Below are 26,324 nucleotides of genomic sequence, written 5' to 3'. Positions count from 1 at the left end.
CAGAATGGCCAAGCTGGCTGATATGACGAAACATCGGGGTTTTCCCTACGCCATGCCGGGCACGGGCATCCAGTTCGTCATCCGTCGGGCCAATCCCAAGGGGGCAACGCCGATCAAGGCGCTGCCTCGCCATGCCCGGCCGGGATCTGGGGCGCACCGCATCGATGCGGCCTTCCTCCACGCCCTCTGGCATCATTTCGGTGCGGAACCTTTCGAGCGCGGCAATCTCGATGCCGCCCGGCTGAACCTCCTGTTCGGACGCGAGGTGCTGCCGGTCGACAAGGATTTCGATCCCGTGTCCTATGAAGCGTTGCTCATCATCAACGAGAAGGTTGCCCGCCAGAGCTTCCCGGAATCGTTCGAGGACGTCTTCGAGGTATGACCGCAGCGATTGGGCCCTGAGCGTCTGAGCGCCTACAGCGCCGCGCGTCTTATCAGACGCGCAAAGGTCGCTGTAGCACTTTGATTTGCTGCATGTTTTTGTCCTTTAACCGGCTACGATTAAAGGAAACATGCAGTAGGCCCAATCGGCTTCCTCTGCCGTCTCTACGGTCCGGCGCGGCGCGTTCCCGCAACAGCGCCGACGGGAGCGTCTTCCGCCTCCAACGGCATTGATGCGGCGATCGGGTCGCCTGAGAAATTCCTACCCCGACCGGCGGCTCGCCGCAGGAAAATCGTTCTCATATAATCCATAAAATATATGTATTATCTGTATATCAGAATGCTCTTCTCCCCCATGATGCTGAAGCAAAGTCGCACGGCGCAGACCGCCGGCCAACGGATTGGCGTACGCCATCGCCGACCGCCAGAACTCAGATCTCGACGGAGGATTCCATGTCCAATTCCATTTTCGGCCAGGCCTATCGCCGCCGCAGCGTGCTGAAATCGCTTGCCGCCGCGGGCACCCTGCCCTTCATCGCCCCACTTGCCTCGTCGACGGCCCTTGCTTCCGGCAACAAGTACGCCGGGCGCACGATCAATCTGCTGATCATCCAGCCGCATGTCGTCACCGGCAAGAAGATTGCCGAGGACTTCGAGAAGCTGACCGGCGCCAAGGTCAACGTCACGGCGGTGCCTTATGACCAGGTCAGCGTCAAGGCGACGCTGGACGTGCAATCGGGCGCCAACCAGTTCGACGTCATCGACTATTTCTACACCTACAAGGGTCAGCTTGCCGAGGACGGCGTGATCGAGGACGTGACCGACCTTATCGAGCGCGACAAGGTCGAGATCCAGCCGGAAGATTTCATCCAGACCATCTACGACCAGTACACGCTGCACGACGGCCGCCGCTATGGCCTGCCCTATGACGGCGACAGCCACCTGTTGTTCTACAACCGCGAACTCTTCGACCGTTACGGCCTGAAGGCGCCCTCCACCTGGGACGAATACAACGAGAACGCCAAGGTGATCACCGAGGCCGAATCGAAGAACGGCATCTATGGCGCGGCCGTCCTGGGCGCCAAGATCCCGGTCATCATCCTCTCGACCTATGCCAACCGCCTGACCGGCTTCGGCGGCAACTTCCTGAAGCCGGACGGCACCTCCGCGCTTGACAGCACCGAGGCCGTCGAGGCCTTGAAGTCGCTGCTCGCCTCCGCACCCCACGCGCTGCCGACCCCGCTCGAAACGCGCTTTGAGGAAGGCCTGCCCGCCTTTCTCAACGGCAAGGCGGCGCAGATCGATTTCTGGACCGATCTTGGCGGCTACGCCCAGGATCCCAAGGGCTCGAAGATCGTCGACAAATGGGGCGTGGCCCGTATTCCGACCGGCGGCAGCAACAAGACGCCGCGCCTCGCCTTCAACGCCGGCTTCGGCTTTGCGATCACCAGCGGATCCAAGAACAAGAATGTCGCCTGGGACCTGATCAAGCTCGCCACCAGTAAGGACTATCACGAGCAGCTGCTGGCGCTGACCGGATCCGGCATCGACCCGGACCGCCAGTCGGGCCTGAAGTCGGAGAAGTTTAGGGCGTTCCAGCCGCTCGTGCAGCCGCTGCTCGACGACGGCGCCTTGGAAAACAGCCTTGCCTGGCCGACCGCCGTCTATGCGCCGAAGCTCGAAACCGCGCTGACCGACGAGCTGGCGCTGGCGCTGGCCGGCACCAAGAGCGCAGAACAGGCGATCGCCGATGCCCACCAGGCCTGGACCGAGATCATCGAGACCAACGGCTGATTGCTCCCTGGGGGCGCTCGCTTCCTCCCGGCAGCGCCCCCTCTTCTCTTTAGAGGTGAAAGATCATGACCACGGAAATCTTGCCGAAGCGCAGGCTCGGCCGTACCGGCTTCGACATCACTCCCGTCGGCTTCGGCGCCTGGGCGATCGGCGGCCCCGATTGGGGATGGGGCTGGGGAAGCCAGGACGACAGCCAGTCCATTGCAGCTATCCGTCATGCGGTCGAGCGCGGCATCAACTGGATCGACACGGCACCGGTCTACGGTCTCGGTCATTCCGAGGCGATCGTTCGTGAAGCGCTCTCGACGTTGCCGAAATCCGAGCGCCCGCTGATCTTCACCAAGGCCGGGCTGGTATGGGATCCGGACAATCGCAACGCCCTTCCGGCCCGCATCGGCAATGCCAAATCGCTGCGCCGCGAGGTGGCGGCTTCGCTGAAGCGGCTCGGCGTCGAGGTCATCGACCTTTACCAGATGCATTGGCCGACCAACGACGGCACACCGGTCGAAGACTATTGGGCAACCTTTGCCGACCTCAAGAAAGAGGGCAAGGTCCGGGCCATCGGTCTTTCGAACCACGACCGGGAACTGCTGGAGCGCGCTGCCACGGTCGCTCCCGTCGACGTGGTGCAGCCACCTTTTTCCGCGATCAAACGCAGGTTCGCCGAGAACGACCTGCCCTGGGTGCGCGCGCATGGCAGCGGCGTCATCGCCTATAGTCCGCTGCAGTCGGGCCTGCTTACTGGCGCTTTCACGCCGGCCCGCGCCCGGGCGCTTCCGACGAACGACTGGCGGTCGCGCGACGAGGAATTTTCCGGCGAGGCGCTCCACCGCAATCTCGCTTTCGCCGAGGGACTGAGGCCCATCGCCGCGCGGCACGAGACGACCATTGCCGCGATCGCTGCCGCCTGGGCGCTCTCCTGGCCCGGTGTGACCGGGGCGATCATTGGGGCACGTCAGCCAACGCATATCGACGGCTGGATCGAAGCGGCAACCGTCGCGCTCACGCCCGGTGACCTCGATGACATCGAGGACCTGCTGGTTGCCACGCGGGCCGGCAGCGGGCCGACGCGGCCGGTTCTGGCAGAGGCGGCATGACCGCCTTCACCCTCGACGCTCTCGAGCCGGGCGCCGAGCGCCATTCCGCGCGACGAGGCATCCTTGCAGCGCGTCTCGGCCGCGCCTTGTGGATCGCTCCCGTCGTGTTCGCACTGGCCGTCACGACGCTCTACCCGACAGTCTTCCTGCTGGGGCTTGCCTTCAGCAAGAGCACGCTTGGAAAACCGTTTCGCGGCTTCGTCGGCGTCAAGCACTTCGCAACGGCGCTTCAGGATCCGATCTTCCTTTCGGCAATCGGCAGAAGCGTCGCCTACGCGCTGTCGACGTCGCTGCTGCAGCTCGCACTGGGTTTCCTGATCGCGCTGCTTTTTACGTCGCTGCTGAAAGGCGGTCGCTTCCTGATGAGCCTTGTGCTGCTGCCGTTGATGACGCCGCCCGTCATGGTCGGCATCGCCTGGAAGCTGATCTTCGCGCCGGCGGGCGGGCTCTTGAACGGCGCATTGATCAACTACGGCGTGATCTCCCAGCCGATCTCTTTCCTCGGCCACCCCCTATTGGCCTGGCTGGCGATCGCCGTCGCCGATCTCTGGCAATGGACGCCCTTCATCGTCATCCTCTGCTTCGCAGCGCTTTCGACCATCCCGGAGGGTGTGCGCGAGGCTGCGCTCGTCGATGGCGCGAATGGCTGGCAGCGCTTCTGGCACATCACGGTGCCGCTCGTCGCCGCACCGCTTTCGTCGATCTATCTCCTGAAGCTGATCCTCTCGTTCAAGCTGTTCGACCTCGTCTACATCCTCACTTTCGGCGGGCCGGGTTTTGCGACGACATCGGCCGGATTTTCAATCTACAGGCGGGCGATCGAGCAGTTCGATGTCGGTCGGGCGGCGGCCGAGACGATCGTCTATGCGCTGGTCATCGGTCTGGCGACTTTGCCGGTCGTGCGCCTGCATCAGCATTTCGAAAGGCGCGAGATATGAGGTTGGCCGCACAGCATCTCTGGCTGGGTCTGGCAACGGCGCCGATCGTCGGCTTCTTCGCTTTGCCCATCCTCTATCTGATCGCCGTTTCCCTGAAGACGAAGGACGACGTGCTGAACGGCTCCTTCTGGCCGACGGCGCCGACCCTTGCCAACTGGCCGGCGGCCTTCGAGGCAGCCAATGTCATCGGTTTCATCGTGAATTCCGTGACCGTGTCGCTGCTTGCGGGGTTGCTCACCATAGCGCTCACGCTGCCGTCGGCCTACGCGGTCCTGCGGTTGAAGATCGGCGGCCAATGGCTTTCGGACGTGACGCTCTCAAGCTACATGGCGCCGCCGATCGTCGCACTGATCCCGCTGTTCTTCCTGCTGAAGACGAGCGGCCTGCTCGACACGCGCGCTGGCCTGGTTCTGATCTACGGGCTTGCCAACGTGCCCGTCGCCTTCTGGCTGCTGACACCGTTCCTGCGCAGGATGCCGCTCGAGATCGAGCAGGCGGCCGCCATCGACGGAGCGGGGCCGCTACGCATTCTGCTACAGATCGTGGTGCCAATCATTGCGCCCGGCATCGTGGCGACCTTCATCATCGTCACGGTGCTCGCCTACAACGAGTTCCTCTTCGCCTCGGCCTTCACCTTCTCCGATGCCACGCGAACGCTGCCGGTCGGCATTTCTCTTTTCCAGGGCGACAGGCTGGTGAATTTCGGCCAGATGGCCGCAGCCTCGCTCGCGGGCATCGCCCCGGTCTACCTGATCGCGCTGTTCATGCAGCGCTATCTGGTCAGCGGACTGGCCCATGGCGCAGTGAAGTAGAAGACCGCCAGCGTCTACTGTGCCTTCTCCACCTGGCCGCGAATCTCGCCGTCGGGGAATTTCGCCGTGTGGATGTTGAGGTACCACTTTCCGCCTTGCAAATCTGCGAGCTGCTGATCGGTAAGCTCGGCAGAACCAGATTTCATCGAGGTCGAGATGTCGACGACCGGATCGGCATTTTCGCCCGCGGCTGCCGGACCGTGGAAATGGGCGGCGGTCGCATCCCCCGACAGGCCATCGGCGGTCACCGTCCAGGTCACCTTCTTCGTCGTCGTATCGAGGGTGATCTCGCCTGTGCCCTTGCCCGCGCTTTCGTTCGGCGGCACCTCACCCGATCCCGTCATGTCCGCCTTGAACTTCAGGGTTTCGGCCGAAACGCCGCCGGCGGCCAAGATCACAATAGTCGTAAGGCCAGCCAGAAGGGAACTTTTGTGGAACGGTCTCATCTCGCATCCTCCAAGACTTGTTGAGCAGGTGTTCCAACCCCGGGAACGGGTTTAGGTTCCGGTTGCGGGATCCTCACAAGACCTACGCGGGATGCGGGTGTTATGCTTCTTGGAAGCAACTACGCCTCAAGGCGCCGGCTTTGATGCCAGCGATGCCGTCACCAGACGCTCGACGTGCGCCGCGTCCGGCGCACCACCAAAGAGGATCCGATACATGATCGGCGCGACGACGCCGTCCATGACGGTCTCAACATCCGGAAAGACCTCACCACGCTCCTCGGCGCGTTCGGCGATCACTTCGATTTGCTGTCTGGTGAAGTTGCAGCACTGGTAGGCGCCGCTGCCATCCTGCGCCGCAAGCACGTCACGGATCATTTCGCGACCCGGCCCCGAGGACATTTCCTCGGCATATTGTTCGGCCCAGGCCATCAGATCACTGCCAAAACTTCCGGTGTCTACCGGCACCATGTCGGGACGCAGCCGCTCGACCGCGACGTCGGCGAGCAGTTCCTGCAGGTCGCCCCAGCGGCGATAGATGGTCGAAGGCGTGACGCCCGCTTCCGCTGCGATCAGCGGAACTGTGACCTCGGTGCGCTCGAGCGTCGCCAGCAAGGTCTGCACGGCCTTGTGAACCGATGCCTGAACCCGGGCGCTTCGTCCGCCCGGCCGCGGGCTTTCCTTTGTCGCCATTCGCTCCAACCCCGTCTTTCTTCGGCCGTGCGGCCGATGCTTCAGAAATTCTCACAACAACATAAAAGCAAATTATTTGCTTTTAGCGCGAAGCATACCTAAATCTGCCAAACGCAACGATTTAGCTTTAAGGGTTATATAGATGTCTTCATCCTCCGAATCCAGAGAGAGCACTCGCGCGGCAAATCCCATTGCCTTCTACGCCGTCACGCTCGCGACATTCTTCGGCGCCTCCTCGGCCCCAACCCCGCTTTACCGCTTCTACCAGGAGAACTTCGCCGCCAGCCCGGTGGAGATGACCGTTATTTTCGCGGTCTATGCCTTCGCACTTCTCGTGGCATTGCTGATCGCCGGTTCGATCTCGGATCATCTCGGGCGCAAGCCGGTGATTTTCGCAGCGCTGCTCGTCGAGATGGCAGCGATGGCTCTGTTCGTCCTTGCCGACGGAACCGGCTGGCTGATCGCAGCACGCATCGTGCAGGGTCTTGCGACCGGCGTTGCCGGCGCTTCGATCGGCGCGGCGCTCGTCGATGTCGATCACGTCAGGGGACAGCTGGTCAACTCGCTCGCACCTTTGATCGGCCTGGCGGTCGGGGCGCTCGGCACCAGCGCGCTGATCCAGTACGGCCCCCTTCCGCTGCATCTCATCTATGTGCTGCTGTTCGTCGGCTTCATAGTCCAGGCGGCGGCGATCTGGCTGATCCCTGAAACCGGCGCGCGTCGTCCCGGAGCGCTGTCCTCGCTCATGCCGCGGATCGCCGTTCCGCAGCGCGCCAAGCGGCCGCTGGCGCTCGTCACCCCCGTAAATATCGCGAACTGGGCGCTTGGGGGTTTTTACCTCTCACTCGTCCCCTCGCTTGTCGCCGCCACCACGGGAAGCAAGAACCCGCTCACCGGAGGCGCCGTGGTCGCGGCGCTGATGGCCGCCGGCGCGTTGGGCGTCTTCCTTCGCCGCGCCCGCAACCCCAAGGCAAACCTGACCTTCGGTGTCTTGAGCACGACATTCGGCATGCTGACCGTGGTCGCCGGAACCCATCTCGCCTATGTGCCCATCCTGATCGTCGGCACGCTTCTCACCGGCATGGGTTTCGGCACGAGCTTCCTCGCCACGCTCGGCTCGGTCATGCCGCTGGCAAAAGCCGAGGAGCGCGCCGGGCTGCTGTCCACCATCTACATCCAGAGCTATCTGGCGTTCAGCCTGCCGGCAATTCTGGCCGGCTTCCTGGCGAAGGCGGTGGGCTACCAGCTTACGACCGACATCTATGCGGCAGCGATCATCGGTGTCGGGCTCATGGGACTGATGGCCAGCCGGGCATCGCCAGAGAGGGAACCAAGCATGGCTTGAAGGGCGGCGAACAGGGTGGCGCGCAAAGGTTCCCGAATGGGCCGCGCCTAAGCCCGCGCCTGCGCAAGCCACTCATCGGTCGTTGCGATCTCCAGCTGAACCGAAAAGCGATTGCCGAGAAGCTCGAGCGCGGCATTGTGCGTCTGATCGACCGAGCTGCAGACCGCATCCTTCAACAGGATCACCCGGTAGCCAAGATCGATCGCTCCGAGCGCGGTCGCCAGGACGCAGACATCCGTCTCACCGCCGGTCACCACGATCGTTCCGATATCCTGGTGAGCGAGCAGGCTTTCCAGCTTGCCGCTTAACCAGGGGGAATAGGTGCGCTTGTCGAGAACACGGGCGGGCGGCACCAGACGCTGCAAGGGAGGAAGGAGATTGATCAGGCCCGGATCGAGCCGTGTCGCGGTCATCATCGGCCATTTTTCATAGTAGGGCCGCCACATGCCCGGCATTTCCGCCGGCGAATGTGGCGGGACGAACCGGGTGAAAATGGTGCGATCCGGAAAGCGGCTAGCGACCTCCACCACCTGGTCGGAGATCGTCGCCATCCAATCCACCTGCCACGGCGTCTCCTCGTTGAACATTCGCTGCATGTCGACGCAAATATGAATCCAGCGTTCCGCGTTCATGATCACAATCCACCCGACACATTGGGCCACCCAACGCATTTGGGTCCAACGAACAAACTCCGCGGGATGAAATGCGGTTCCTCATCCCGGCTGTACGCAATCGGTGCTGGTGTCAGCAACCGGGTACGACCGGGCCCGTCACGCGCGGTTGCCTCCGAAAAGCGTCTTGAGCGTCTCCACCAGCACCGCACTCGCGAAGGGCTTGGAAAGGATCGGGGCCGCATGGTGCGTGCCGTTCAGGGCCGTGTCGCCATAGCCGCTCAATATGAGAAACGGGATCGATCTTTCATCGCATGCGTCGGCGACCGGGAGCCCGCTGTGCCCCTGGAGATTCATGTCCAGCACGACGGCGTCGATTTTCGTCTCCTCCTGCAGCAACCCCAATGCCCGCCCGACGGTTGGCGCAGGACCAATCACTTCGCCGCCGGCATCGACCAAGGTGTCCTCGATCGACATGGCCACCAGCATCTCGTCTTCGACGACAAGTATCCGGCGTCCCGTCAATATCCCAGACATGGTCATTCCCCCTTGTCGTCCATGCCGGCACGCTCACCGTCGACGAAGTCCATCGCGATCGTGCAGGTGACACCTTCCGGCTCGAACCGGAGATCGACGGGATGTCCCAGTTCGTTGGCGAGGCCGCGGTTGAGAACGCGCAGCCCGAAACCCTGCCGCTGAGGGGGCGATGCCAGTGGTCCTCCGCGCTCTTCCCACCGGACCGTGCACACGTCTCTACATTGCCATGACAGCGCAACACGGCCACCGGGGCTCGATAGAGAACCGTATTTGATCGCATTGGTCAGCAATTCGTTGAACGCCATCGAAAGCGGCAGGGCCTGTTTCGGGCTGATGCGGATCGCAGGCCCGTGGAGAGCCACGCGCCCGTCTTCGATCCAGGCTGCGAGAACCGCCCGGGCGATGTCGTTCAGGTACACCGCCTGCCATGCCTCGCGGGTCAGCAAGTCGTGTGCCCCGGCAAGAGCAAGCAGTCGGCCGTTGAACGCTTCGGCAAAGGCTTCCGGCTTATCGGCACTCTTCAACGTCTGTTCGGCAAGGGACTGCACGGTTGCAAGCGTGTTCTTCACACGATGGTTGAGCTCACCGATCAGCAGCTTCTGGCGCTTTTGTGCTCTGCGCTCCTCGGTTCGATCCCTGAAGATCTTGAGATAGCGATCCGGTCCGCTCTCCTCGACGGGAAGCATGACGCCGGAGCCCCAGAAACGGGATCCATCCTCGCGATAGTGCCAGCGTTCGTTGGTCGCGCGCCCCTCCTCGCGCGCCGTTCGCATCTCCTGCTCGGGGACATCCGATGCACGGTCCTGCGGGCTGAAGAAAATGTCACCCGGCTGACCGAGGATCTCGGTGTCGCGATAGCCGAGCAGCCGTTCGGCGCCACTGTTCCAGCTTGCGATCCGTCCGGCACCGTCGAGCGTGATGATCGCATACTCGCTGGCGCTGTCGAGGATGATCCGCAGCCGCTCGTTGCTGCGGCGAAGTCCCTCCTCGGCACGCTGGTGCGCCTCCTCGGTCCGTCTGCGCTCGATGCTGAAGCCCAGTTGCCGAGCGATCGTCAGGGAGAGGACGGCCTCCTCCTCCGTGAAGACATGCACCACTTCGCGATAGGTCATGAACTTTCCAATGACCACGCCGTTGGCGGTCAAGGGAATGAAGGCGAGCGCGCGAATCCCCTCGCCCCTTATGGTGTCCTTGAGCGCCTGAGGCTCTTCGGCAAGCTCTATGTCGCTGACGAAAATCGGGGTGGCTTCGCGGTCACCGGGCCTCCACGGTGAGTGACCGTCGACCGCCCGGCGATAGCCTTCGGAGAGCCCGCGTGAAGCGACGAAACGCATCACCCCCGCAGAGTCGAAAAGTAGGATGGAGGCGCGGCGGCAGCGCAAGGCTCGCTCGATCGCATCGAACGTGGCATCGAAAATGTCGGCCAGCGAATTGGCACGATAGAGCGCATCCGTGAACTGAAACAGAGCCGCCAGTTCATCCGCCTTCTTGATCCAGGAGCTATCGACGCCGGACGAACTCTGCCTCATGTCTGCACTCCGGGTCCCGGCCAGCGATCTACGGGGACCACCGCTAAAGACTGCGATCATGAATCCGCTTGTGAAATTGGTCCCACGCCCGGTGACCAAAAGGAAACAACTGTAGCGGGGCGTTTCGATTTCAAGCCTGCTGGAGCAGTCGATTGGACCGATCACGGGCAAGTGCGGGGAGCGACCGGGTGGGGGCTCTCGACCTTGATCGGCGCGATATAGGCTTCGCGAACCGAGGCAAGGCGCTCGCCGCGCGTGTCGGCAGGCGGTCCGTCGGCGAAAAAGCATCCACGGCTAAGGCCGTCGGCAACCATCGAATTGCAGCCGCAGTGCTGTTTCTTCGCAGCGACGCGTCCGATTGGATCACCGGCCAGGTCACCCAGGTTGCCGGCGGGCACGCACTTTGCTCCGAGCGGCCCAGCGCGGTTGGGTGTCTCGCGTCAGGGCGCCTCGACAAGCGACTTGAGCCGGCCAAGCGCCTTGTCCCAACCCTCAGCGATTGCCGTCAGGAACGCGCGCGCCTCTTCGAGACGGCGCGGATCGACCGCGTAGAGGACCTCCTTGCCGTGACGCTCGTGCACCACCAGCCTAGCCGCTACCAACACCTGCAGGTGCTTCACGATCGCCTGCCGGGTGATCGCCTGCCCCTCGGACAGCGCGGTTGCCGTCAGGGCACCGGCAGCCAAAAGCCGCGTGATCAGCGCAAGGCGGGTCGTATCGCCCAGGGCGGCGAAGACGCCCGCCAGTTCTCGCTCAGGCGTGTTCGACATGGCGCTTGATGTTTTCAATCTGGGCGCTCCAGCCACCGTCATTCATGAGAAATGCGCGCTTGCGCCGATGCGCCGGCACGCCTTCGAAGCCGGATTCCGTGACGGTCAGCCGTGTGTCCCCGGCAACGGCTTCCAGCCGGAATTCCACGAGTGTCGTCGGTTCCCGCGCGGGATCGCATTCGGCATCGAGGCCATAGGGTATCCAGCGAAAACTGAAAAGCCGCGGCGCATCCATTTCCTCGACGGTGCAAAAAACGGCATTCGGCTCGGGCTGGCGGATCGGTGTCGGCTCGATCCCGATCGAAGCCTGATATTTCGCAATGTCCTCCGCTTTGAACTCTCCCTTAAAAGAGCCGGCTATCGCCCGCCCCGGAGCAAAAGGCTCGTTCAGCTTTACGCCGAACCACTGCCCGAATTCCGAGACATCGGTTATCGCCCGCCAGACGCGCTCGATGGGCGCGCGCAACAGGATTGCCTTCTCGATACGATCGAACGAGCTCATGACGCTTTCCTTTCGTGCAACGATTTGGTTGCAAGTATAGGGATCGCAGACAGATGCGCAACCAAATAGTTGCACAAATGCCCCAGTGCCCCCTAAGCCGCGAGATCGCTCACCGCATGGGGGCGACCCGCCACACCTTGTTGCCGGCATCGTCGGCAACAAGCAGCGCGCCATCACGGGCGATTGCGACGCCGACCGGACGGCCGAGCGCCTTGCCGTCGTCGGTCAGGAAACCCGTCAGGATATCCCGCGGCGGGCCGGAAGGCTTGCCGTTGCTGAAAGGCACGAAGATGACCTTGTAGCCGCTGCGCGGGATCCGGTTCCACGAGCCATGCTGGCCTACGAAGGCGCCATTCTTCATCTCCGGGCCGAACACGTCGCCGGTGTTGAAGGTCAGGCCGAGCGAGGCGGTGTGGGGGCCGAGCGCATAGTCCGGCTTGATCGCGCGCGCCACCAGTTCGGGTTTCTGCGGCTTCACCCGCTCGTCGACATGCTGCCCGTACCAGCTATAGGGCCAGCCGTAGAAGGCGCCGTCCTTGACCGAGGTCATGTAATCGGGAACGAGATCGGGCCCGAGTTCGTCGCGCTCGTTGACGGCAACCCATAGCTCACCGCTATCCGGCTGCCATGAGAGGCCGTTGGGATTGCGAAGTCCGGATGCGAACGGCCGCATCTGCCGGGTGGAAAGGTCGATCTCGTGCACCGCGGCGCGTCCCCTTTCCTCCTCCATGCCGTTTTCGCCGACGTTGGAATTGGAGCCGACCGTGACGTAAAGCTTGGTCCCGTCCGGGCTGGCGATGACGTCCTTCGTCCAGTGATGGTTGCGGCCCGCGGGTAGGTCGACAATCTTCTCTGCGGGCGCCGTAATCTCGGTCGCGCCTTCCTGATAGGGAAAGGCCACGATCGCATCGGCATTGGCTACGAAGAGCTTACCGTCGAGCAATGTCATACCGAACGGTGAATTGAGCCCGGTGATGAAGGGCGTTTTCGTTTCCGCCACGCCGTCACCGTCCGCGTCGCGCAACAACGATATGCGATTGGCGCTCTTACTTCGGGCGCCGGCCCTGCCCTGGATGAGCTGAGCAGCAAAGGCCCGCACCGAAAAGCCGGGGTCGGGTTGGGGTGGCGCATTGCTTTCTGCGACCAGCACATCGCCATTCGGCAGCACGTGCAGCCAGCGGGGATGATCGAAGCCGCCCGCAAATTCCTTGGCGGCAAGGCCCGGCGCGGCCGATGGCATCATGCCTGCAGGCCAGGGCGTGGCTTCCGCGACAGCGACGGATGGCACGAGCTCCACCTTTGGTTCGACCAGGACCGGATCGGGACCGTAGGTCTTTTCAATCGGCACCGTAGCCTCCCGTCGCGACAGATAGCCGAGGCTCAGGCCGCCCGCGGCCGCGAGCGCTCCGAAGACCAGAAGGGCAATCAGGAGCTTTTTCATGGCGGATTCCTTTGATGTCCAACCTAACGGCAGCCGGCTTCAGGCGTTCCAATCGCCTGGCGAAAAGTGCTGAAAAATTCATTCGGAATCAACGTCGGCGCGTGGGCCCTTGGACATATCGCCTGTGGGCACAAGACGACCATGATGAGCGCTGTTGCAGCGTCTGCCGCCCGGCACGAAGCGCCCTGTTGATGCGGCTGAAAAAGCGCTGGACGAATGCCGTTCGCTCAAGCTTTAACGGAGGCCGAGGAGAGCTCCTTCGGGGCCGCAGTCTACCGATCGGAATATCATGCCAATTCATGAACTCGCCGCGCTGGGGGCCGCGACCTGCTGGGCCCTGACGGGGTTGATCTCGGCCGGACCGGCCGGCCACCTCGGCGCACCCGCCTTCAACCGCCTTCGGCAGATCTTCGTCACGGGACTTCTGGCAATCTATGTGCTCGCCACCGGGGCGTGGCGTGGGCTGGATGCGACAAGCCTCACGCCGCTGCTTTTGTCCGGCTTGATCGGCATTTTCATCGGCGACACGCTGCTCTTTGCCGCGCTCAACCGGCTCGGTCCGCGCCGCTCCGGCATCCTCTTCGCCCTCAACGCGCCGATCGCCGCCTTGCTCGGCTGGCTGGTGCTTGGCGAAGCGCTGTCACCAACCGCGATTGGAGGCATCGCGCTGACGGCCACCGGCGTGTTCCTCGCCATTCTCTTCGGCAAGCGCCGGGCGCAGATGCACGAATGGGAAAAGGTCAAGGGGCCGCTTTGGATCGGCGTCCTGCTCGGTCTTGGCGCCGCCACCGGCCAGGCGATCGGCTCGATCATCGTACGACCGGTCATGGCCGCCGGCATCGATCCTTTTGTCGCCTCCATGCTGCGTGTCGGCATTGCCGCCTTCTGCCTGAGCATCCTGATCCAGCTGCCCATTCCATCGGTCAAGCCGAGGGCGCCGCTGACCTTGAAGGTTGCCGCAATGACCGCGCTGACCGGGGTCCTCGCTCTTGGCATGGGGATGACGCTGCTGCTCTTCGCGCTCTCGGGCGGCAAGGTGGGCATCGTATCGACTTTGTCCGCGACCTCGCCGGTCATGATCCTGCCGATGCTGTGGCTGAGGACGGGCGAACGGCCTGCCGCCGGCGCCTGGGCCGGTGCTGCCCTCGTCGTCCTCGGCATGGCGCTGATCTTCATTCGCTGACACCAAGTCATGGCGTGGCTCACTAGCCGGTCAGTGCGAGGTGACCGCCCCTCGCGCGATCGGCGGATTCTTCGATACCGAGCTTCGCATTCGCGGAACACGCCGGTACAACAACAATCAAGCAATTGATTTAATTAATTCCAGTTCATCGCCCGATGTGACATCGCCGAAAAGCAAGCCGTGGAAGTCGTTTCGGTGCTGAGGAAGCTCCTGCTGCTTTGAGGGGTCGGAGCCGGCCGATCGTCGGCGGCGCGCACGTTACCAGCGCCACCGCTCCGCCCGGCCGACCGCAAGACCCGAAGCCTGCAACACGCTCTCGATGGCACCGCCGAGCGACAGCACGTCTTCATCGGCGTAGCGGCGACCGACCATCTGCAGGCCGACTGGGAGGCCATCATTGGCGAGGCCGACAGGCACCGACAGGGCTGGACACTGCGGCAGCAGGTTGAACGGGCAGGTCATGTCCAGCCCGCGAAAGCGCCCGTCCGGCGTATCGGCAATGTAGTCGTTGTCGTCCGCGTCAGCCGAGGGGGCCGTGACCGCGCAAGTCGGGCAGAGCAGCGCATCGTAGCGGGCGAGGATCATGGCGAGATCACGCCACATCGCAGTCCGGAGCAGTTCCACCCGTTTGTAGACTGTAGCATTCATACCAAGCCCGCGTTCGATGAGCTCGACGACGATCGGGTCCATGCGCTCGCGGTAGCCATCGATCGCGTCGCCGAAAAATGCGGCCATGAACACGCACCAGAGATCGTACCACTGGTCGTTGACGGCGCGGGACCAGCCGATGTCCACGGGTTCCACCGTGGCGCCAGCCGCACGAAGCTGCTCGACCGCCGCAAGGATCGCGGCTTGCACGGAGGCATCGACGCTGTAGTAGCCAAGGTCCAGCGAAAGGGCGAAGCGCCGGCCCGCAAGTGAGCCTGCTCTTGCCCGGTCGGCCGCGAAGGAGAGCGGCAACGAGGCGATATCCGCATCATCGGGGCCGGCAGCCGCTGCCATGAAAGCGACAGCATCGCTGACGGTGCGCGCCAGCGGGCCGAAATGGGATATGTTGTCGAAGACGCTCGGCAGGATGGTCATCGGAATTCGCCCCAGGCTGGGCTTGAGGCCAACGACGCCCGAAAGTGCTGCAGGAATGCGCACCGACCCGCCCATGTCCGTGCCTTCGGCGAAGGGAACCACGCCGGTCGCGACAGCGACCGCTGATCCGCCCGAGGAGCCGCCGGAGGTTCGCTCCGGATTCCAGGGATTGCGGGTCACGCCCCAGCGTGGGCTCGACGTGAAACTGGAATGGGCGAATTCCGGCGTCGTCGTCTTGCCGATCAGGATCGCGCCGGCAGCCTCCAGCCGCTCGATGCACAGCGCCGTCTCCGTTGGAATCCAATTTCCACGCGTCCAGGAGCCGAGCGTGGTGAGATCGCCTTTGGTCGGTGTCAGGTCCTTGGCGGCGAAGGGGACGCCGAGAAGAGCGGGCGTGTCACCGCCGGTTGCGACGCGTTCGTCAGCCGCCCGCGCCGATGCGATTGCCGCCTCCTCCCGCAGCAGCGTGAATGCGTTCAGCGTCTGATTGACGACTTTCGCGCGGCGCAGCGATTCGACAACGACCGCTTCAGCCGAAAAATGGCGGGCGCGGATGCCGGCAGCGATCTCCGTTGCGGGCAGGTCGAGCGGATGCGTGGGCGCAAGGGTGCGAGAAACCGTCTGCATGACTGCGGACTCCGTGCTAGGTCTTGTCTTCGACAGGTGGGGAATGGACGTGGCAGCAACATCCGGCGGAGCGAGCGCCTATATCGATGCCTGGAACGCCGGGCTCGCAGAGGCCATATCGAACCTCGGCGAGCCCGGCTTCCCGGAAACCCTGGAGCGCGCGCTTCGGCAACTCGTCGCCTTCGAAATGATGAACGGCTTTGCCTATTCGCCAGGCGGCAAGGCCTTCGATCTCCATAACGAGCGCATCGTCGGCGACCGCGTCACCATCGTCGATCACTACCTTGCCGGCGCCTATATCCTCGACCCGTTCTACGATGCTGTCCGCAACGCAAAACTCGACGGCGGCGTCCTGGTGATGCGACGGTTGGCGCCGGACCGCTTCACCGAGACGGAATACTTCCGCCGCCACTACCAGGCGACCGGCATCGTCGATGAGATCGGCTTCATTTTGAAGCTTCCGCATGTCGATGCCGTGCTGTCGCTCTCGCGCATCGGCGACGTGCCCGGCTTCTCCCGCCGTGACATCGCCCGGCTGGAAAGTGCTGCGCCGATCGTGCGGGCACTCGCCGAACGGCACTGGCGCGCGCGGTTCGACCCGCCCCGCGAGGAGGATGACGCCGCGGCGACGATCAGCCACCCGTTGCTCTCGAAACGGGAGCTGGAGATCGTGACCCTGATCCTCAAGGGTCACTCGACCTACTCCATCGCAGCGACGCTCGGCCTCTCGCCGAATACGGTCAAGGTCCATCGTCGCCAGGCCTATGCCAAGCTCTCCATTTCCAGCCAGGCGGAGCTCTTCCATCTCTTCCTCAGCCGCCGCTGATCATTCGACGAACTCCACTTCCGGCGGCGCTGACTGGAAGAACCGGGTGAGGTAGGCGAGATAACACACCCCAATGGCCAGCCAGATGATACCCAGGAGCTTGGCGTGGCCATCGAGATTCCACAGCAGGAACAGGTCGCAGACCGCGCCGACAGCCGGAACGACAAGCCCCAGCAGCGCGCCAAGCGGCCGGACGATTGCGTTGCCCTGCAGATAGAGCGCGATCACCGAGACATTGACGGCGGTGAAGGCGAGGAATGCGCCGAAATTGATGAAGGACGTCGAGGTCGTCACGTCGAGTGTGAGCGCAAGCAGGCCGACGATGCCGACGAGCACGAGGTTGAACACCGGCGTGCGCCATTTCTCATGCAGCTTGCCGAAGATCCCCATCGGCAACACGCCGTCGCGGCCCATGGCGAAAAGCAGCCGACCGACGCTCGCCTGTGCCGCAAGCCCCGAGGTGAACTGGGCAACCACGAGCGTGGCGAGGAACAGGGTCACGAAGATATCGCCGCCGATCATCAGAGCGATTTCCGACGCAGCGGAATCGACAGAGGTAAATTCGCCGCCGGGATGGGCGAGCTGCGTCACATAGGCCGAACCGGTGAAGATGATCCCGCCGATCACCGCGATGATCATGATCGCCTTCGGCATCGTGCGGGTTGGGTCACGCGTCTCTTCCGTCAGGGTTGAGACGGCATCGAAGCCCAGGAAAGAATAGGCCGCGATTGCCGCACCGGCGACCGAGGCGCTGAACGGCACATTCGCTTCGAAGAATGGCCGCACCGACGCAAGCCCACCGACGCCATTGATGGCAACGACATAGCGTGCTGCCAGCGCGACGAAGGCGATCAGCACGGTGAGCTGCACCAGCATCAGCACAACGTTCACCCGGTTGGCGAAAGCGATGCCGATGACGTTTACCGCCGTCGTCAGCACAATGAAGCCGACGATCCACAGCCAGGCCGGTACGGCCGGGAAGGCGGAACCCAGATAGGCGGCGCCGATCAGCCAGATCACCATCGGCAGGAAGAAATAGTCGAGCAGCACGGCCCAACCGACGAGGAAGCCTGCACCGGAATTCAGCGACTTGCGGGCGTAGGTGTAGGCGGATCCGGCGACCGGATAGACCTTCGCCATGATCCCGTAGCTCGCGGCCGTCAGGAAAATTGCAAGCGCCGCGATGAAATAGGCCATCGCCGTCGTGCCCTGGCTTGCCGAGGCCAGCGCCCCGAACGTGCCGAACACGATCATCGGCGTCATGTAGGCAAGCCCGAACAGCACCACGGACCACAGACCAAGGGTTCGATCGAGTTTAATGTTTTGTGTCATGTTCCCCTCCTCCAACGAACAGACTGGAAGCGTCGGGGAAACCGAGGGCTATGCCAATAACCCTAGGGTGTTATGGCACCTCTCGATGACATTTCGAGGGCGAGCCAGAAGGGCGACCCGGATTTCGCAACCACCCGCCCTTGGTCCGGCACAGCGCTTCACACCGAAAGCAGGGTTCGCGTCAGCGGATGCCCGGCGTCGGCAAGGCCGTCGATGACGTTGAAGTGGTGCCTGTCCGGTTCGACGATGGCGGCCGTGGTTGCACCCAGTCCCGTCCAGATATTGGCAAGCAGGGCATTCTGGCGCAGGAACTCGGCGCGCTCGCCGCCGCCGACCCAGCAGGTGATGCGGGTATCCCGCATCGGCCGCAGCAGCGCCGGGCTTTGCGAAAGAGCCTCCGCCTCATCGATCGCAAGCTTCTCGTTCATCCCGGTCGACATGATCGGCCGCAGGTCATGCACACCCGAGATCGAGACGACGTTGCGGACGCGTCCCTGGACATCCGGCGAGAGCGGCGCGGTCGCCGTGATCATTCGGCTGACGAGATGGCCGCCAGCCGAATGGCCTGTCAGCATCAGCGGCCCTTCGACCAGCTTTGCTGCCTCACCGATTGCCGCGGCGACTTCCTCGACGATCCCGGTGATACGGATCTCCGGGCAGAGCGTGTAGGACGGCATGGCGACGGCGTAACCGCTGGCGACAGCGCCTGCGGCGAGATGCGACCAGAAGCTCTTGTCGAGCTGCAGCCAGAATCCACCGTGCACGAAGACGACCAGGCCTTTCGCCGCGCCATCGGGGAAGAAAAGGTCCATGCGATTTCTGGATCGCTCGCCATAGGCAAGGTCGAGTTTCGCCAGCCCTGATGCCGAAAGCGCATTGCGGAATGCCTCCGCCGGCCCAACCCATGCCTGCGGCCACCGGTCGCCCCGCGCAATGTTCACGCCATTGGCATAGGCGTCGTTCCAATCGGAAACACGGTGTTCCAGCATCGATGCAATCCTCCCTTCGATGTCTCCCCACGCATAGAAATCGCCTGCCCCATCAAGAAACGCAATGCGTCATTCAAAAAAACTTTAGGCTTGAAATAATTTTGGACTGGTGCGATGCTGCCCCATGTTCAGCCGAGAAGTGGAGGTCTCGCTGTGCCCATCACGATCACTGGAGCCGCCCTAGCGACGGCATGCGCCCATCGACGACGATGCGGCGAGGCTTGGCGTCTGTTCGCACGGCAGGGCTCCGCGCGACGACCAGAACTTTAGCCGGCTTTGAAAATGCCTGGACAACGGGCAGAAACTGAACAAGGGAACAGCCGCCATATGCTTGGACCGACTTCGCACGTCGATACGTTCACACGCGACCATCTGCCGCCACCGGAAGAATGGCCGGAATTCCGTCTCGAAGACTTCGACTACCCGGACCATCTCAACGCCGCCGTCGAATTGACGGATGCCATGGTCGCCAAGGGTTTTGGCGACCATACCGCGCTGATCGGCAACGGGCGCCGGCGAACCTACAAGGAGCTGTCCGACTGGACGAACAGGCTCGCCCATGCCCTCGTCGAAAACTACGGCGTGAAGCCTGGACACCGTGTGCTCATCCGCTCGGCCAACAATCCGGCCATGGTCGCCTGTTGGCTGGCGGCCACCAAGGCCGGCGCCGTGGTCGTCAACACCATGCCGATGCTCAGAGCCGGCGAACTGACCAAGATCGTCGACAAGGCAGAGGTCAGCCTGACGCTTTGCGATACCCGCCTGATGGACGAGATGATCGCCTGCGCCAAGGACAGTCGCTACCTGAAGCAGGTCGTCGGCTTCGACGGGACAGCAAACCACGACGCCGAACTCGACCGCATTGCGCTCGACAAGTCTGTGGTCTTCGAAGCGGTACACACCGGTCGTGACGACGTCGCCCTTCTCGGTTTCACCTCGGGCACGACAGGGGTCCCGAAGGCAACCATGCACTTCCATCGCGATCTCCTTGTTATTGCCGACGGCTATGCCAGGGAGGTGCTCGGGGTGACACCCGACGATGTCTTCGTCGGCTCACCGCCGCTCGCCTTCACCTTCGGTCTCGGCGGCCTTGCCATCTTCCCCTTGCGTTTCGGCGCGGCGGCAACGCTGCTCGAGCACGCGACGCCCGCCAACATGGTGGAGATCATCGAGAAGTACAAAGCAACGATCTCGTTTACCGCTCCGACCGCCTATCGGGCGATGATGAAGGCGATGGACAACGGTGCCGACCTTTCGTCGCTCCGGGTAGCGATCTCGGCGGGCGAAACGCTGCCGGGGCCTGTCTTCGAGGAGTGGACGGAAAAAACCGGCAAGCCGATCCTCGACGGGATCGGCGCGACAGAGATGCTGCATATCTTCATTTCCAACCGCTTCGAAGACCGCAAGGCCGCCTCGACCGGCAAGCCGGTCGGTGGCTACGAAGCCCGGATCGTCGATGACGAGATGCGGGAGGTCCCTCGCGGTACGGTCGGCAAGCTCGCGGTGCGCGGCCCGACCGGCTGCCGCTATATGGCGGACGCCCGCCAGCGCGATTATGTCCGCGACGGCTGGAACCTGACCGGCGACGCCTTCTACCAGGACGAAGACGGCTTCTTCCATTTCGCCGCCCGCTCGGACGACATGATCGTTACCGCCGGCTACAACATCGCCGGCCCCGAGGTCGAGGCGGCGTTGATCTCGCACCCGGAAGTCGCGGAATGCGCCGTCGTCGGTGCCCCCGATGCCGAACGCGGCCAGATCGTCGAAGCCTATGTCGTGTTGATTTCAGGCGTCTCGGCCGACGACGCGACGATCAAGCGCCTGCAGGATCATGTCAAGGCGACGATCGCGCCTTACAAATATCCGCGATCGGTCAAATTCCTGGAGAGCCTGCCGAAGACAGCCACGGGCAAGATCCAGCGGTTCCGATTGCGCTCGGAGAACTAAAACCATGAGCAAATCATACGATCCTTCGAAAGAAGGCGCCCAGATGTCGTTCAAGGGACGCATGTCCTACAGCGACTATCTCATGCTGGAGAAGGTGCTGGACGCACAGGAGCCGCTTTCCAAGGCCCATGACGAGATGCTGTTTATCATCCAGCATCAGACGTCGGAGCTCTGGATGAAGCTCGCGCTGCACGAGATCAACGCCGCAGTCCGCTCGATCCGCGACGACCGGCTGGAACCCGCCTTCAAGATGCTGACGCGCGTGGCGCGCATCTTCGAACAGTTGAACAGCGCCTGGGACGTGCTGCGCACGATGACGCCCAGCGAATACACCACGTTCCGCGAATCGCTCGGCCAATCCTCCGGCTTCCAGTCGTGGCAATACCGGGCGATCGAATTTCTCGCCGGCAACCGCAACGTCGCCATGCTCGGCCCGCACGCGCACCGTCCCGACATCATGGAAAAGCTCGAGGCGATCCTGGCCGCGCCGTCGCTCTACGACGAAGCGATCCGGCTGCTTTCGCGCAACGGCTTCGACGTCGGGGACGAAGCGAGCAAGACCGATTGGCGCGAAACGCGCGTGGAAAGCGACAAGGTCTTTGCGGCGTGGCAGACCGTCTACCGCGACCCGGAGCGCTACTGGATGCTCTATGAACTCGCCGAGAAGCTGGTCGATTTCGAGGACTATTTCCGCCGATGGCGCTTCAATCACGTCACGACGGTCGAGCGCATCATCGGCCTGAAGCGCGGAACCGGGGGTACATCCGGCGCGTCCTATCTGAAGAAGATGCTCGAAGTGGAACTCTTCCCAGAGCTCTGGCACGTGCGCACGGGTCTCTGATAGAACACAACTCATAAGGGAACCTATTAGGAGGAGAACAGCATGAACCGCATTCTGGCAGCGAGCCTTCTTGGCCTCTCGCTTGCGACGTCGAGCCTTGCCCATGCCGAGCCGGTGAAGATCGGCGTCATCACCACGCTTTCGGGCGGCGGCGCCGGCCTCGGCATCGACATGCGCGACGCCTTCACGCTGGCAATCAAACAGTCGGGCAACAAGGACGTGGAGCTGGTGATCGAGGACGATGCCCAGAAGCCGGAACTTGCGGTTCAGATCGCCGAGAAGATGATCCAGGGCGACAAGGTCGACCTGATGACGGGCATCATCTGGTCGAATCTCGCCATGGCGGTCGTGCCGAACGCGGTCGCGCAGGACGTGATCTATCTCTCACCGAATGCCGGTCCTTCGGCACTGGCCGGTGCGAACTGCAACCCGAACTATTTCAACGTCGCCTACCAGAACGACAATTTCCATGAGGCGATGGGGCAATACGCCAACAAGGACTACAAGAACGCCTTCATCCTGGCGCCCAACTATCCGGCCGGCAAAGACGCGCTGACCGGCTTCAAGCGCTACTACAAGGGCGCTCTTGCCGGCGAGATCTACACGCAGGTCGGCCAGACGGATTATGCCGCCGAAATCGCCCAGATCCGCGCCTCCGGCGCCGATACCGTCTACTTCTTCCTGCCCGGCGGCATGGGCATCGCCTTCATGAAGCAATATGCGCAGTCGGGCGTGAACATCCCGGTCATGGGCCCGGGCTTCTCCTTCAGCCAGGACGTCCTGCCGGCGATCGGCGACGCTGCCCTTGGCGTCAAGAACTCAGCGACCTGGTCCAAGGACCTCGACAACGAAGCCAACAAGAAGTTCGTGGAGGCCTTCAAGGCCGAGTACAAGCGCCTGCCCTCGATCTACGCCGCACAAAGCTGGGATACAGCAAACCTGATCCTCGCCGCGCTATCGAAGGCAAGCGTCAAGGACAAGGACGCCTTCCGCGCGGCGCTCAAGGCGGCGGACTTCAAGTCGGTGCGCGGCAAGTTCACCTTCAACAACAACAACCACCCGATCCAGAACATCTACGTTCGTGAGGTGGTGAAGGAAGACGATGGCGTCCTGACCAACAAGATCATCGCCACCGCCTTCGAAGACCACAAGGACGCCTACGCCGACAAGTGCAGCATGTAACGCTCGCACCCGTCGTTGCCCGGATGCGCGGCCCTGACGCCGCCATCCGGTCGATGACCCCCGTCATCCCGACATCAAGCTTGGACCGACCTCTTGTTCACCGCACTCCTGATCGAACAACTGCTCAACGGGCTACAGCTCGGCGTCATGCTGTTTCTAATGGCCGCCGGCCTGACCCTGATTTTCGGGGTCATGGGCCTGATCAACCTTGCCCACGGCTCGCTCTACATGATCGGCGCCTTCGCCTGCGCCACGGTCGCCGCCGCCACCGGCTCCTTCTGGATCGGCCTGATCGCCAGTCTTGCGGCAGCCGCGGGCGTCGGTGCAATCATCGAGGTTGCCGTCATCCGCAGGCTCTATGATCGTGACCATCTCGACCAGGTGCTCGCCACCTTCGCACTGATCCTGATCCTGTCCGAGGGCGCGCGCTGGCTCTTCGGCTCCTTCCCGCTCTATCTCGACATACCGCCCATGCTGCAGGGCGCGGTGCCTCTGCCCGGCGGCGGCCAGTACCAGCTCTATCGGCTGGCGATCATCGGTGTCGGCATCGCGGTTGCCATCGGTCTCTATCTGCTGATCGCCAGGACGCGGCTCGGCATGCGCATCCGCGCGGGCGAATCCGACCGCGAGATGATCGGCGCGCTCGGCGTCGACATCGGCACGCTCTACACGGTCGTCTTTGCGCTCGGCGCGGCACTCGCGGGTCTTGCCGGCGCCCTGGTCGGCGCGCTGCAGTCGGTGCAGGTCGGCATGGGCGAGCCGGTGCTCATCCTCGCTTTCGTCGTCATCGTCATCGGCGGCATCGGCTCCATCAAGGGCGCGCTTGTCGGCGCTGTCATCGTCGGCGTCGTCGACACGATGGGCCGCTTCCTGCTCCCATCGGTCCTGGCGCTCACCATGCCCGCATCGCAGGCGACTACGATTGGCGCGGCGCTCGCTTCGATGCTGATCTATGTGGTCATGGCCCTCATCCTCGCTTTCCGGCCGAGCGGCCTGTTTTCGGCACAGTCGTGAGGTCAAGATGAGCCGCGAAACCACCGTCAACCTGCTGCTTGCCCTTCTGCTTCTCGGCGCACCGCTTGTCGCCGCCGGCATGGGCGAACCCTTCTATGTGACGCTCGCGACCCGCGTCGTCGTCCTGGCGCTTGCCGCCGTCGGCCTCAACCTGGCGCTCGGGTCCGGCGGGCTGCTGTCCTTCGGCCACGCAGCCTTCTTCGGCCTTGGCGGTTATGTCGCCGGCATCCTCGCCACCCACGCCTTCAATGGCGAGCCGCTGTTTGCCGGCATTCCGGCGACAACGTCGATGCCGCTCATCTGGATAGCGGCCGTGGCGGTTGCCGGCCTCATCGCGCTGCCGATCGGCGCGATCAGCCTGCGCACATCAGGCGTCTATTTCATCATGATCACGCTCGCTTTCGCGCAGATGATCTACTATTTCGCGATCTCCTGGCCGGCCTATGGCGGCGAAGATGGTCTCTCGATGTCGGTGCGCAACGCCTTTCCCGGCGTCAACACCGCCAAGCCCCTGCCCTATTTCCTGATCTGCTATGCGGCACTCATGGCCGCACTTCTCCTGTTCCGCGTGGTCGAGGGTTCGCGCTTCGGCAGCGCCCTGCAGGCGGCGAGACAGAATGGAATCCGCCTTGCCGCCGTCGGCATCGCGCCCTTCAATATCCGGCTCGTCGCGTTTGCCGCCTCGGCCATGATCACCGGATTTGCCGGCGCGCTCTATGCCGACCTCAATCGCTTCGTCGGGCCCTCCATGCTCTCCTGGCACATGTCGGGCGAACTGATCGTGCTGATCATCCTCGGCGGCAAGGGCCGCCTGTTCGGCCCCGTCGCCGGCGCGATGATCTTCGTCGTCTTCGAATATGTGCTCGGCGGTATCACCGAGCGCTGGCAGTTCTTCCTCGGCCTCATCCTGCTCGGCATCGTGCTTTTTGCACGCGGCGGGCTGCTGGGCCTTCTCTCCGGAAAGCCGCGCCATGTCTGAGCCTGTTCTCGAAATCCGCGATCTCCGCAAATCCTTCGGCGCCCTCAAGGCGACCGACGGGGTCAGCCTTGAGCTTCGTCCGGGACAGATCCATGCGCTGATCGGTCCGAACGGTGCCGGAAAAAGCACGCTGATCCACCAGATCGCCGGTTCGCTCAAGGCCGACAGCGGCAGCATCCGCTTTCTCGGCGAGGATATCAGCGGGCTCGACATGGCAGCCCGCGCGAGGCTCGGCCTTGCGCGCAGCTTCCAGATTTCGTCGCTGGCGCAGGAGTTCTCAGCGCTTCGCAACGTCATGCTGGCGGTGCAGGCGCGGCAAGGCAGCAGCTTCCGCTTCTTCCGCCAGGTTACGAGCGATAGGGACCTGACCGAGCCGGCAATGGCGATGCTCGAGCGTGTGGACCTCGCCGCGCGCGCCCATGTGCCGGCGGCAGAGCTTTCCCACGGCGAGCGCCGACAGCTCGAAATCGCCATCGCGCTGGCGCTTTCGCCGAAGGCGTTTCTCTTCGATGAACCGATGGCCGGCATGGGGCCGGAGGGCTCGAAGCGGCTGACGTCGTTTCTCGACGGCTTGCGCCATGAAGCGCCGATGCTGCTGGTGGAACACGACATGGACGCGGTCTTTGCGCTTGCGGATCGCATTTCCGTGCTCGTTTATGGCCGCATCATCGCAACAGGTACGGTCGATGAAATCCGCAGCGATCCGGACGTTCGCCGCGCCTATTTGGGAGAAGCCGCGTGAGCCTGCTCGAACTGAAAGGTCTCGAAACCTTCTACGGCGCATCGCAGGCACTCTTCGGCGTCAATCTCGATGTGCGGGAGGGCGAGGTGGTCGCGCTCATGGGCCGCAACGGCATGGGCAAAACGACGACGATCAACTCGATCCTCGGCCTCGTGCGGCCGCGCTCCGGCGCGATCAGCTTCGCCGGCAAGGCGATCTCGGGCATGCGACCGCACCGGATAGCGAGACTCGGCCTGGGCCTCGTGCCCGAAGGACGGCGCTGCTTTCCCAATCTCACAGTCATGGAGAACCTGGTTGCCACGGCCCGCGGCAGCGAGTGGACCTTCGAGAAAGTGGTCGCGCTCTTCCCCCGTCTCGGCGAACGGCGTGACCAATATGCCAACACGCTTTCGGGCGGCGAGCAGCAGATGCTTGCCATCGGCCGGGCGCTGATGACCAATCCCAGCCTGATCATTCTCGACGAGGCAACCGAGGGGCTTGCGCCGGTGATCCGGCAGGACATCTGGTCGGCGATCCGCACGCTGAAGGTCGCCGGCCAATCGATCCTCGTCGTCGACAAGACGCTTTCGGAATTGCTTCCGGTGGCCGACCGCTGCTTCGTCCTGGAAAAGGGTGCGACGGTGTTCGAAGGATCGCCGGCAGCGCTGACACCGGCACTTCAGGACCGCTATCTCGGCGTCTGAGCT

At 63.3% G+C, this 26,324-nt stretch carries 27 protein-coding genes; 15 read left to right on the top strand and 12 right to left on the bottom strand.

What is annotated here, in order from left to right:
- Window positions 1-4: 4 nt before the first annotated feature.
- The 5 genes from AC070A_RS07630 to AC070A_RS07610 all read left to right on the top strand — a co-directional run bounded on the left by AC070A_RS07630 (window position 5) and on the right by AC070A_RS07610 (window position 5,022).
- Complete coding sequence (locus AC070A_RS07630; RefSeq protein ID WP_057255252.1) at window positions 5-382, top strand: hypothetical protein; 378 nt, start codon at window positions 5-7, stop codon at window positions 380-382.
- Between the two features lie 452 nt (window positions 383-834).
- Complete coding sequence (locus AC070A_RS07625; RefSeq protein ID WP_112996493.1) at window positions 835-2,175, top strand: ABC transporter substrate-binding protein; 1,341 nt, start codon at window positions 835-837, stop codon at window positions 2,173-2,175.
- 65 nt (window positions 2,176-2,240) lie between these two features.
- Window positions 2,241-3,272 (top strand): aldo/keto reductase, encoded by a 1,032-nt coding sequence (locus AC070A_RS07620; RefSeq protein WP_492383795.1) that lies wholly within the window; start codon window positions 2,241-2,243, stop codon window positions 3,270-3,272.
- Window positions 3,269-4,210, top strand: a complete 942-nt coding sequence (locus AC070A_RS07615) for a carbohydrate ABC transporter permease (RefSeq protein WP_112996495.1) — start codon at window positions 3,269-3,271, stop codon at window positions 4,208-4,210. Before AC070A_RS07620 ends, AC070A_RS07615 begins: the two co-directional genes overlap by 4 nt.
- Complete coding sequence (locus AC070A_RS07610) at window positions 4,207-5,022, top strand: carbohydrate ABC transporter permease (RefSeq protein ID WP_112996496.1); 816 nt, start codon at window positions 4,207-4,209, stop codon at window positions 5,020-5,022. Before AC070A_RS07615 ends, AC070A_RS07610 begins: the two co-directional genes overlap by 4 nt.
- 14 nt (window positions 5,023-5,036) lie before the next feature.
- Here the strand turns inward: AC070A_RS07610 and AC070A_RS07605 are convergent, their stop codons facing one another.
- Window positions 5,037-5,468 (bottom strand): CHRD domain-containing protein, encoded by a 432-nt coding sequence (locus tag AC070A_RS07605; RefSeq protein ID WP_058330074.1) that lies wholly within the window; start codon window positions 5,466-5,468, stop codon window positions 5,037-5,039.
- Window positions 5,469-5,594: 126 nt separating this feature from the next.
- Window positions 5,595-6,158 carry a TetR/AcrR family transcriptional regulator gene (locus tag AC070A_RS07600; protein ID WP_112996497.1) on the bottom strand — a complete coding sequence of 188 codons (564 nt, stop codon included), beginning with the start codon at window positions 6,156-6,158 and terminating at the stop codon, window positions 5,595-5,597.
- Between the two features lie 142 nt (window positions 6,159-6,300).
- On the opposite strand from AC070A_RS07600, the gene AC070A_RS07595 reads away from it, so the two are divergent.
- Window positions 6,301-7,503, top strand: a complete 1,203-nt coding sequence (locus tag AC070A_RS07595; protein ID WP_057255245.1) for an MFS transporter — start codon at window positions 6,301-6,303, stop codon at window positions 7,501-7,503.
- A 47-nt stretch (window positions 7,504-7,550) separates the two neighbouring features.
- On the opposite strand, the gene AC070A_RS07590 is transcribed toward AC070A_RS07595, so the two are convergent.
- From AC070A_RS07590 to AC070A_RS07560, 7 genes are all read right to left on the bottom strand, one after another.
- Window positions 7,551-8,135: a cysteine hydrolase family protein gene (locus AC070A_RS07590; protein WP_057255244.1), complete on the bottom strand. Its 585-nt coding sequence runs from the start codon at window positions 8,133-8,135 to the stop codon at window positions 7,551-7,553.
- Between the two features lie 138 nt (window positions 8,136-8,273).
- Window positions 8,274-8,651 carry a response regulator gene (locus AC070A_RS07585; protein ID WP_093232700.1) on the bottom strand — a complete coding sequence of 126 codons (378 nt, stop codon included), beginning with the start codon at window positions 8,649-8,651 and terminating at the stop codon, window positions 8,274-8,276.
- Between the two features lie 2 nt (window positions 8,652-8,653).
- On the bottom strand, window positions 8,654-10,180 hold the full coding sequence (locus AC070A_RS07580; protein ID WP_057255242.1) for a sensor histidine kinase: 1,527 nt from the start codon (window positions 10,178-10,180) through the stop codon (window positions 8,654-8,656).
- Between the two features lie 161 nt (window positions 10,181-10,341).
- Complete coding sequence (locus AC070A_RS07575) at window positions 10,342-10,578, bottom strand: hypothetical protein (RefSeq protein WP_218373021.1); 237 nt, start codon at window positions 10,576-10,578, stop codon at window positions 10,342-10,344.
- 42 nt (window positions 10,579-10,620) lie between these two features.
- The gene (locus AC070A_RS07570; RefSeq protein ID WP_244495734.1) at window positions 10,621-10,968 is read right to left on the bottom strand and encodes an ArsR/SmtB family transcription factor; all 348 of its coding nucleotides are present in this window, start codon (window positions 10,966-10,968) and stop codon (window positions 10,621-10,623) included.
- The gene (locus tag AC070A_RS07565) at window positions 10,934-11,452 is read right to left on the bottom strand and encodes an SRPBCC family protein (RefSeq protein ID WP_057255240.1); all 519 of its coding nucleotides are present in this window, start codon (window positions 11,450-11,452) and stop codon (window positions 10,934-10,936) included. Before AC070A_RS07565 ends, AC070A_RS07570 begins: the two co-directional genes overlap by 35 nt.
- Before the next feature lie 109 nt (window positions 11,453-11,561).
- Window positions 11,562-12,893, bottom strand: coding sequence for a PQQ-dependent sugar dehydrogenase (locus tag AC070A_RS07560; RefSeq protein ID WP_057255239.1), 1,332 nt, complete (start codon window positions 12,891-12,893; stop codon window positions 11,562-11,564).
- Window positions 12,894-13,182: 289 nt separating this feature from the next.
- On the opposite strand from AC070A_RS07560, the gene AC070A_RS07555 reads away from it, so the two are divergent.
- Window positions 13,183-14,076, top strand: a complete 894-nt coding sequence (locus AC070A_RS07555) for a DMT family transporter (protein WP_057255238.1) — start codon at window positions 13,183-13,185, stop codon at window positions 14,074-14,076.
- A gap of 258 nt (window positions 14,077-14,334) precedes the next feature.
- Here AC070A_RS07555 and AC070A_RS07550 read toward each other — a convergent pair whose 3' ends face one another.
- Window positions 14,335-15,786 carry an amidase gene (locus AC070A_RS07550; protein ID WP_112996499.1) on the bottom strand — a complete coding sequence of 484 codons (1,452 nt, stop codon included), beginning with the start codon at window positions 15,784-15,786 and terminating at the stop codon, window positions 14,335-14,337.
- Between the two features lie 49 nt (window positions 15,787-15,835).
- Between AC070A_RS07550 and AC070A_RS07545 the strand changes: the two genes are divergently transcribed.
- Window positions 15,836-16,612, top strand: coding sequence for a helix-turn-helix transcriptional regulator (locus AC070A_RS07545; protein ID WP_244495733.1), 777 nt, complete (start codon window positions 15,836-15,838; stop codon window positions 16,610-16,612).
- Here the strand turns inward: AC070A_RS07545 and AC070A_RS07540 are convergent, their stop codons facing one another.
- Both AC070A_RS07540 and AC070A_RS07535 read right to left on the bottom strand, forming a co-directional pair.
- Complete coding sequence (locus AC070A_RS07540) at window positions 16,613-17,944, bottom strand: APC family permease (protein WP_057255235.1); 1,332 nt, start codon at window positions 17,942-17,944, stop codon at window positions 16,613-16,615.
- 158 nt (window positions 17,945-18,102) lie between these two features.
- Window positions 18,103-18,933 carry a hormone-sensitive lipase gene (locus AC070A_RS07535; RefSeq protein WP_057255234.1) on the bottom strand — a complete coding sequence of 277 codons (831 nt, stop codon included), beginning with the start codon at window positions 18,931-18,933 and terminating at the stop codon, window positions 18,103-18,105.
- 327 nt (window positions 18,934-19,260) lie between these two features.
- Between AC070A_RS07535 and AC070A_RS07530 the strand changes: the two genes are divergently transcribed.
- The 7 genes from AC070A_RS07530 to AC070A_RS07500 all read left to right on the top strand — a co-directional run bounded on the left by AC070A_RS07530 (window position 19,261) and on the right by AC070A_RS07500 (window position 26,321).
- Window positions 19,261-20,880 (top strand): benzoate-CoA ligase family protein, encoded by a 1,620-nt coding sequence (locus tag AC070A_RS07530; protein ID WP_057255233.1) that lies wholly within the window; start codon window positions 19,261-19,263, stop codon window positions 20,878-20,880.
- A gap of 4 nt (window positions 20,881-20,884) precedes the next feature.
- The gene (gene kynA, locus AC070A_RS07525; RefSeq protein WP_110879734.1) at window positions 20,885-21,721 is read left to right on the top strand and encodes a tryptophan 2,3-dioxygenase; all 837 of its coding nucleotides are present in this window, start codon (window positions 20,885-20,887) and stop codon (window positions 21,719-21,721) included.
- A 42-nt stretch (window positions 21,722-21,763) separates the two neighbouring features.
- Complete coding sequence (locus AC070A_RS07520) at window positions 21,764-22,903, top strand: ABC transporter substrate-binding protein (protein WP_057255231.1); 1,140 nt, start codon at window positions 21,764-21,766, stop codon at window positions 22,901-22,903.
- Between the two features lie 93 nt (window positions 22,904-22,996).
- Window positions 22,997-23,917: a branched-chain amino acid ABC transporter permease gene (locus AC070A_RS07515; protein WP_057255230.1), complete on the top strand. Its 921-nt coding sequence runs from the start codon at window positions 22,997-22,999 to the stop codon at window positions 23,915-23,917.
- 7 nt (window positions 23,918-23,924) lie between these two features.
- Window positions 23,925-24,896, top strand: coding sequence for a branched-chain amino acid ABC transporter permease (locus AC070A_RS07510; RefSeq protein WP_057255229.1), 972 nt, complete (start codon window positions 23,925-23,927; stop codon window positions 24,894-24,896).
- On the top strand, window positions 24,889-25,638 hold the full coding sequence (locus AC070A_RS07505) for an ABC transporter ATP-binding protein (RefSeq protein WP_057255228.1): 750 nt from the start codon (window positions 24,889-24,891) through the stop codon (window positions 25,636-25,638). Before AC070A_RS07510 ends, AC070A_RS07505 begins: the two co-directional genes overlap by 8 nt.
- The gene (locus tag AC070A_RS07500) at window positions 25,635-26,321 is read left to right on the top strand and encodes an ABC transporter ATP-binding protein (protein ID WP_057255227.1); all 687 of its coding nucleotides are present in this window, start codon (window positions 25,635-25,637) and stop codon (window positions 26,319-26,321) included. The genes AC070A_RS07505 and AC070A_RS07500 overlap by 4 nt, the downstream gene beginning before the upstream one ends.
- Window positions 26,322-26,324 lie beyond the last annotated feature (3 nt).

This window comes from Ensifer sp. GW101-20A05 (assembly GCF_059424735.1).
This window is presented reverse-complemented; position numbering and strand designations above follow the sequence as displayed.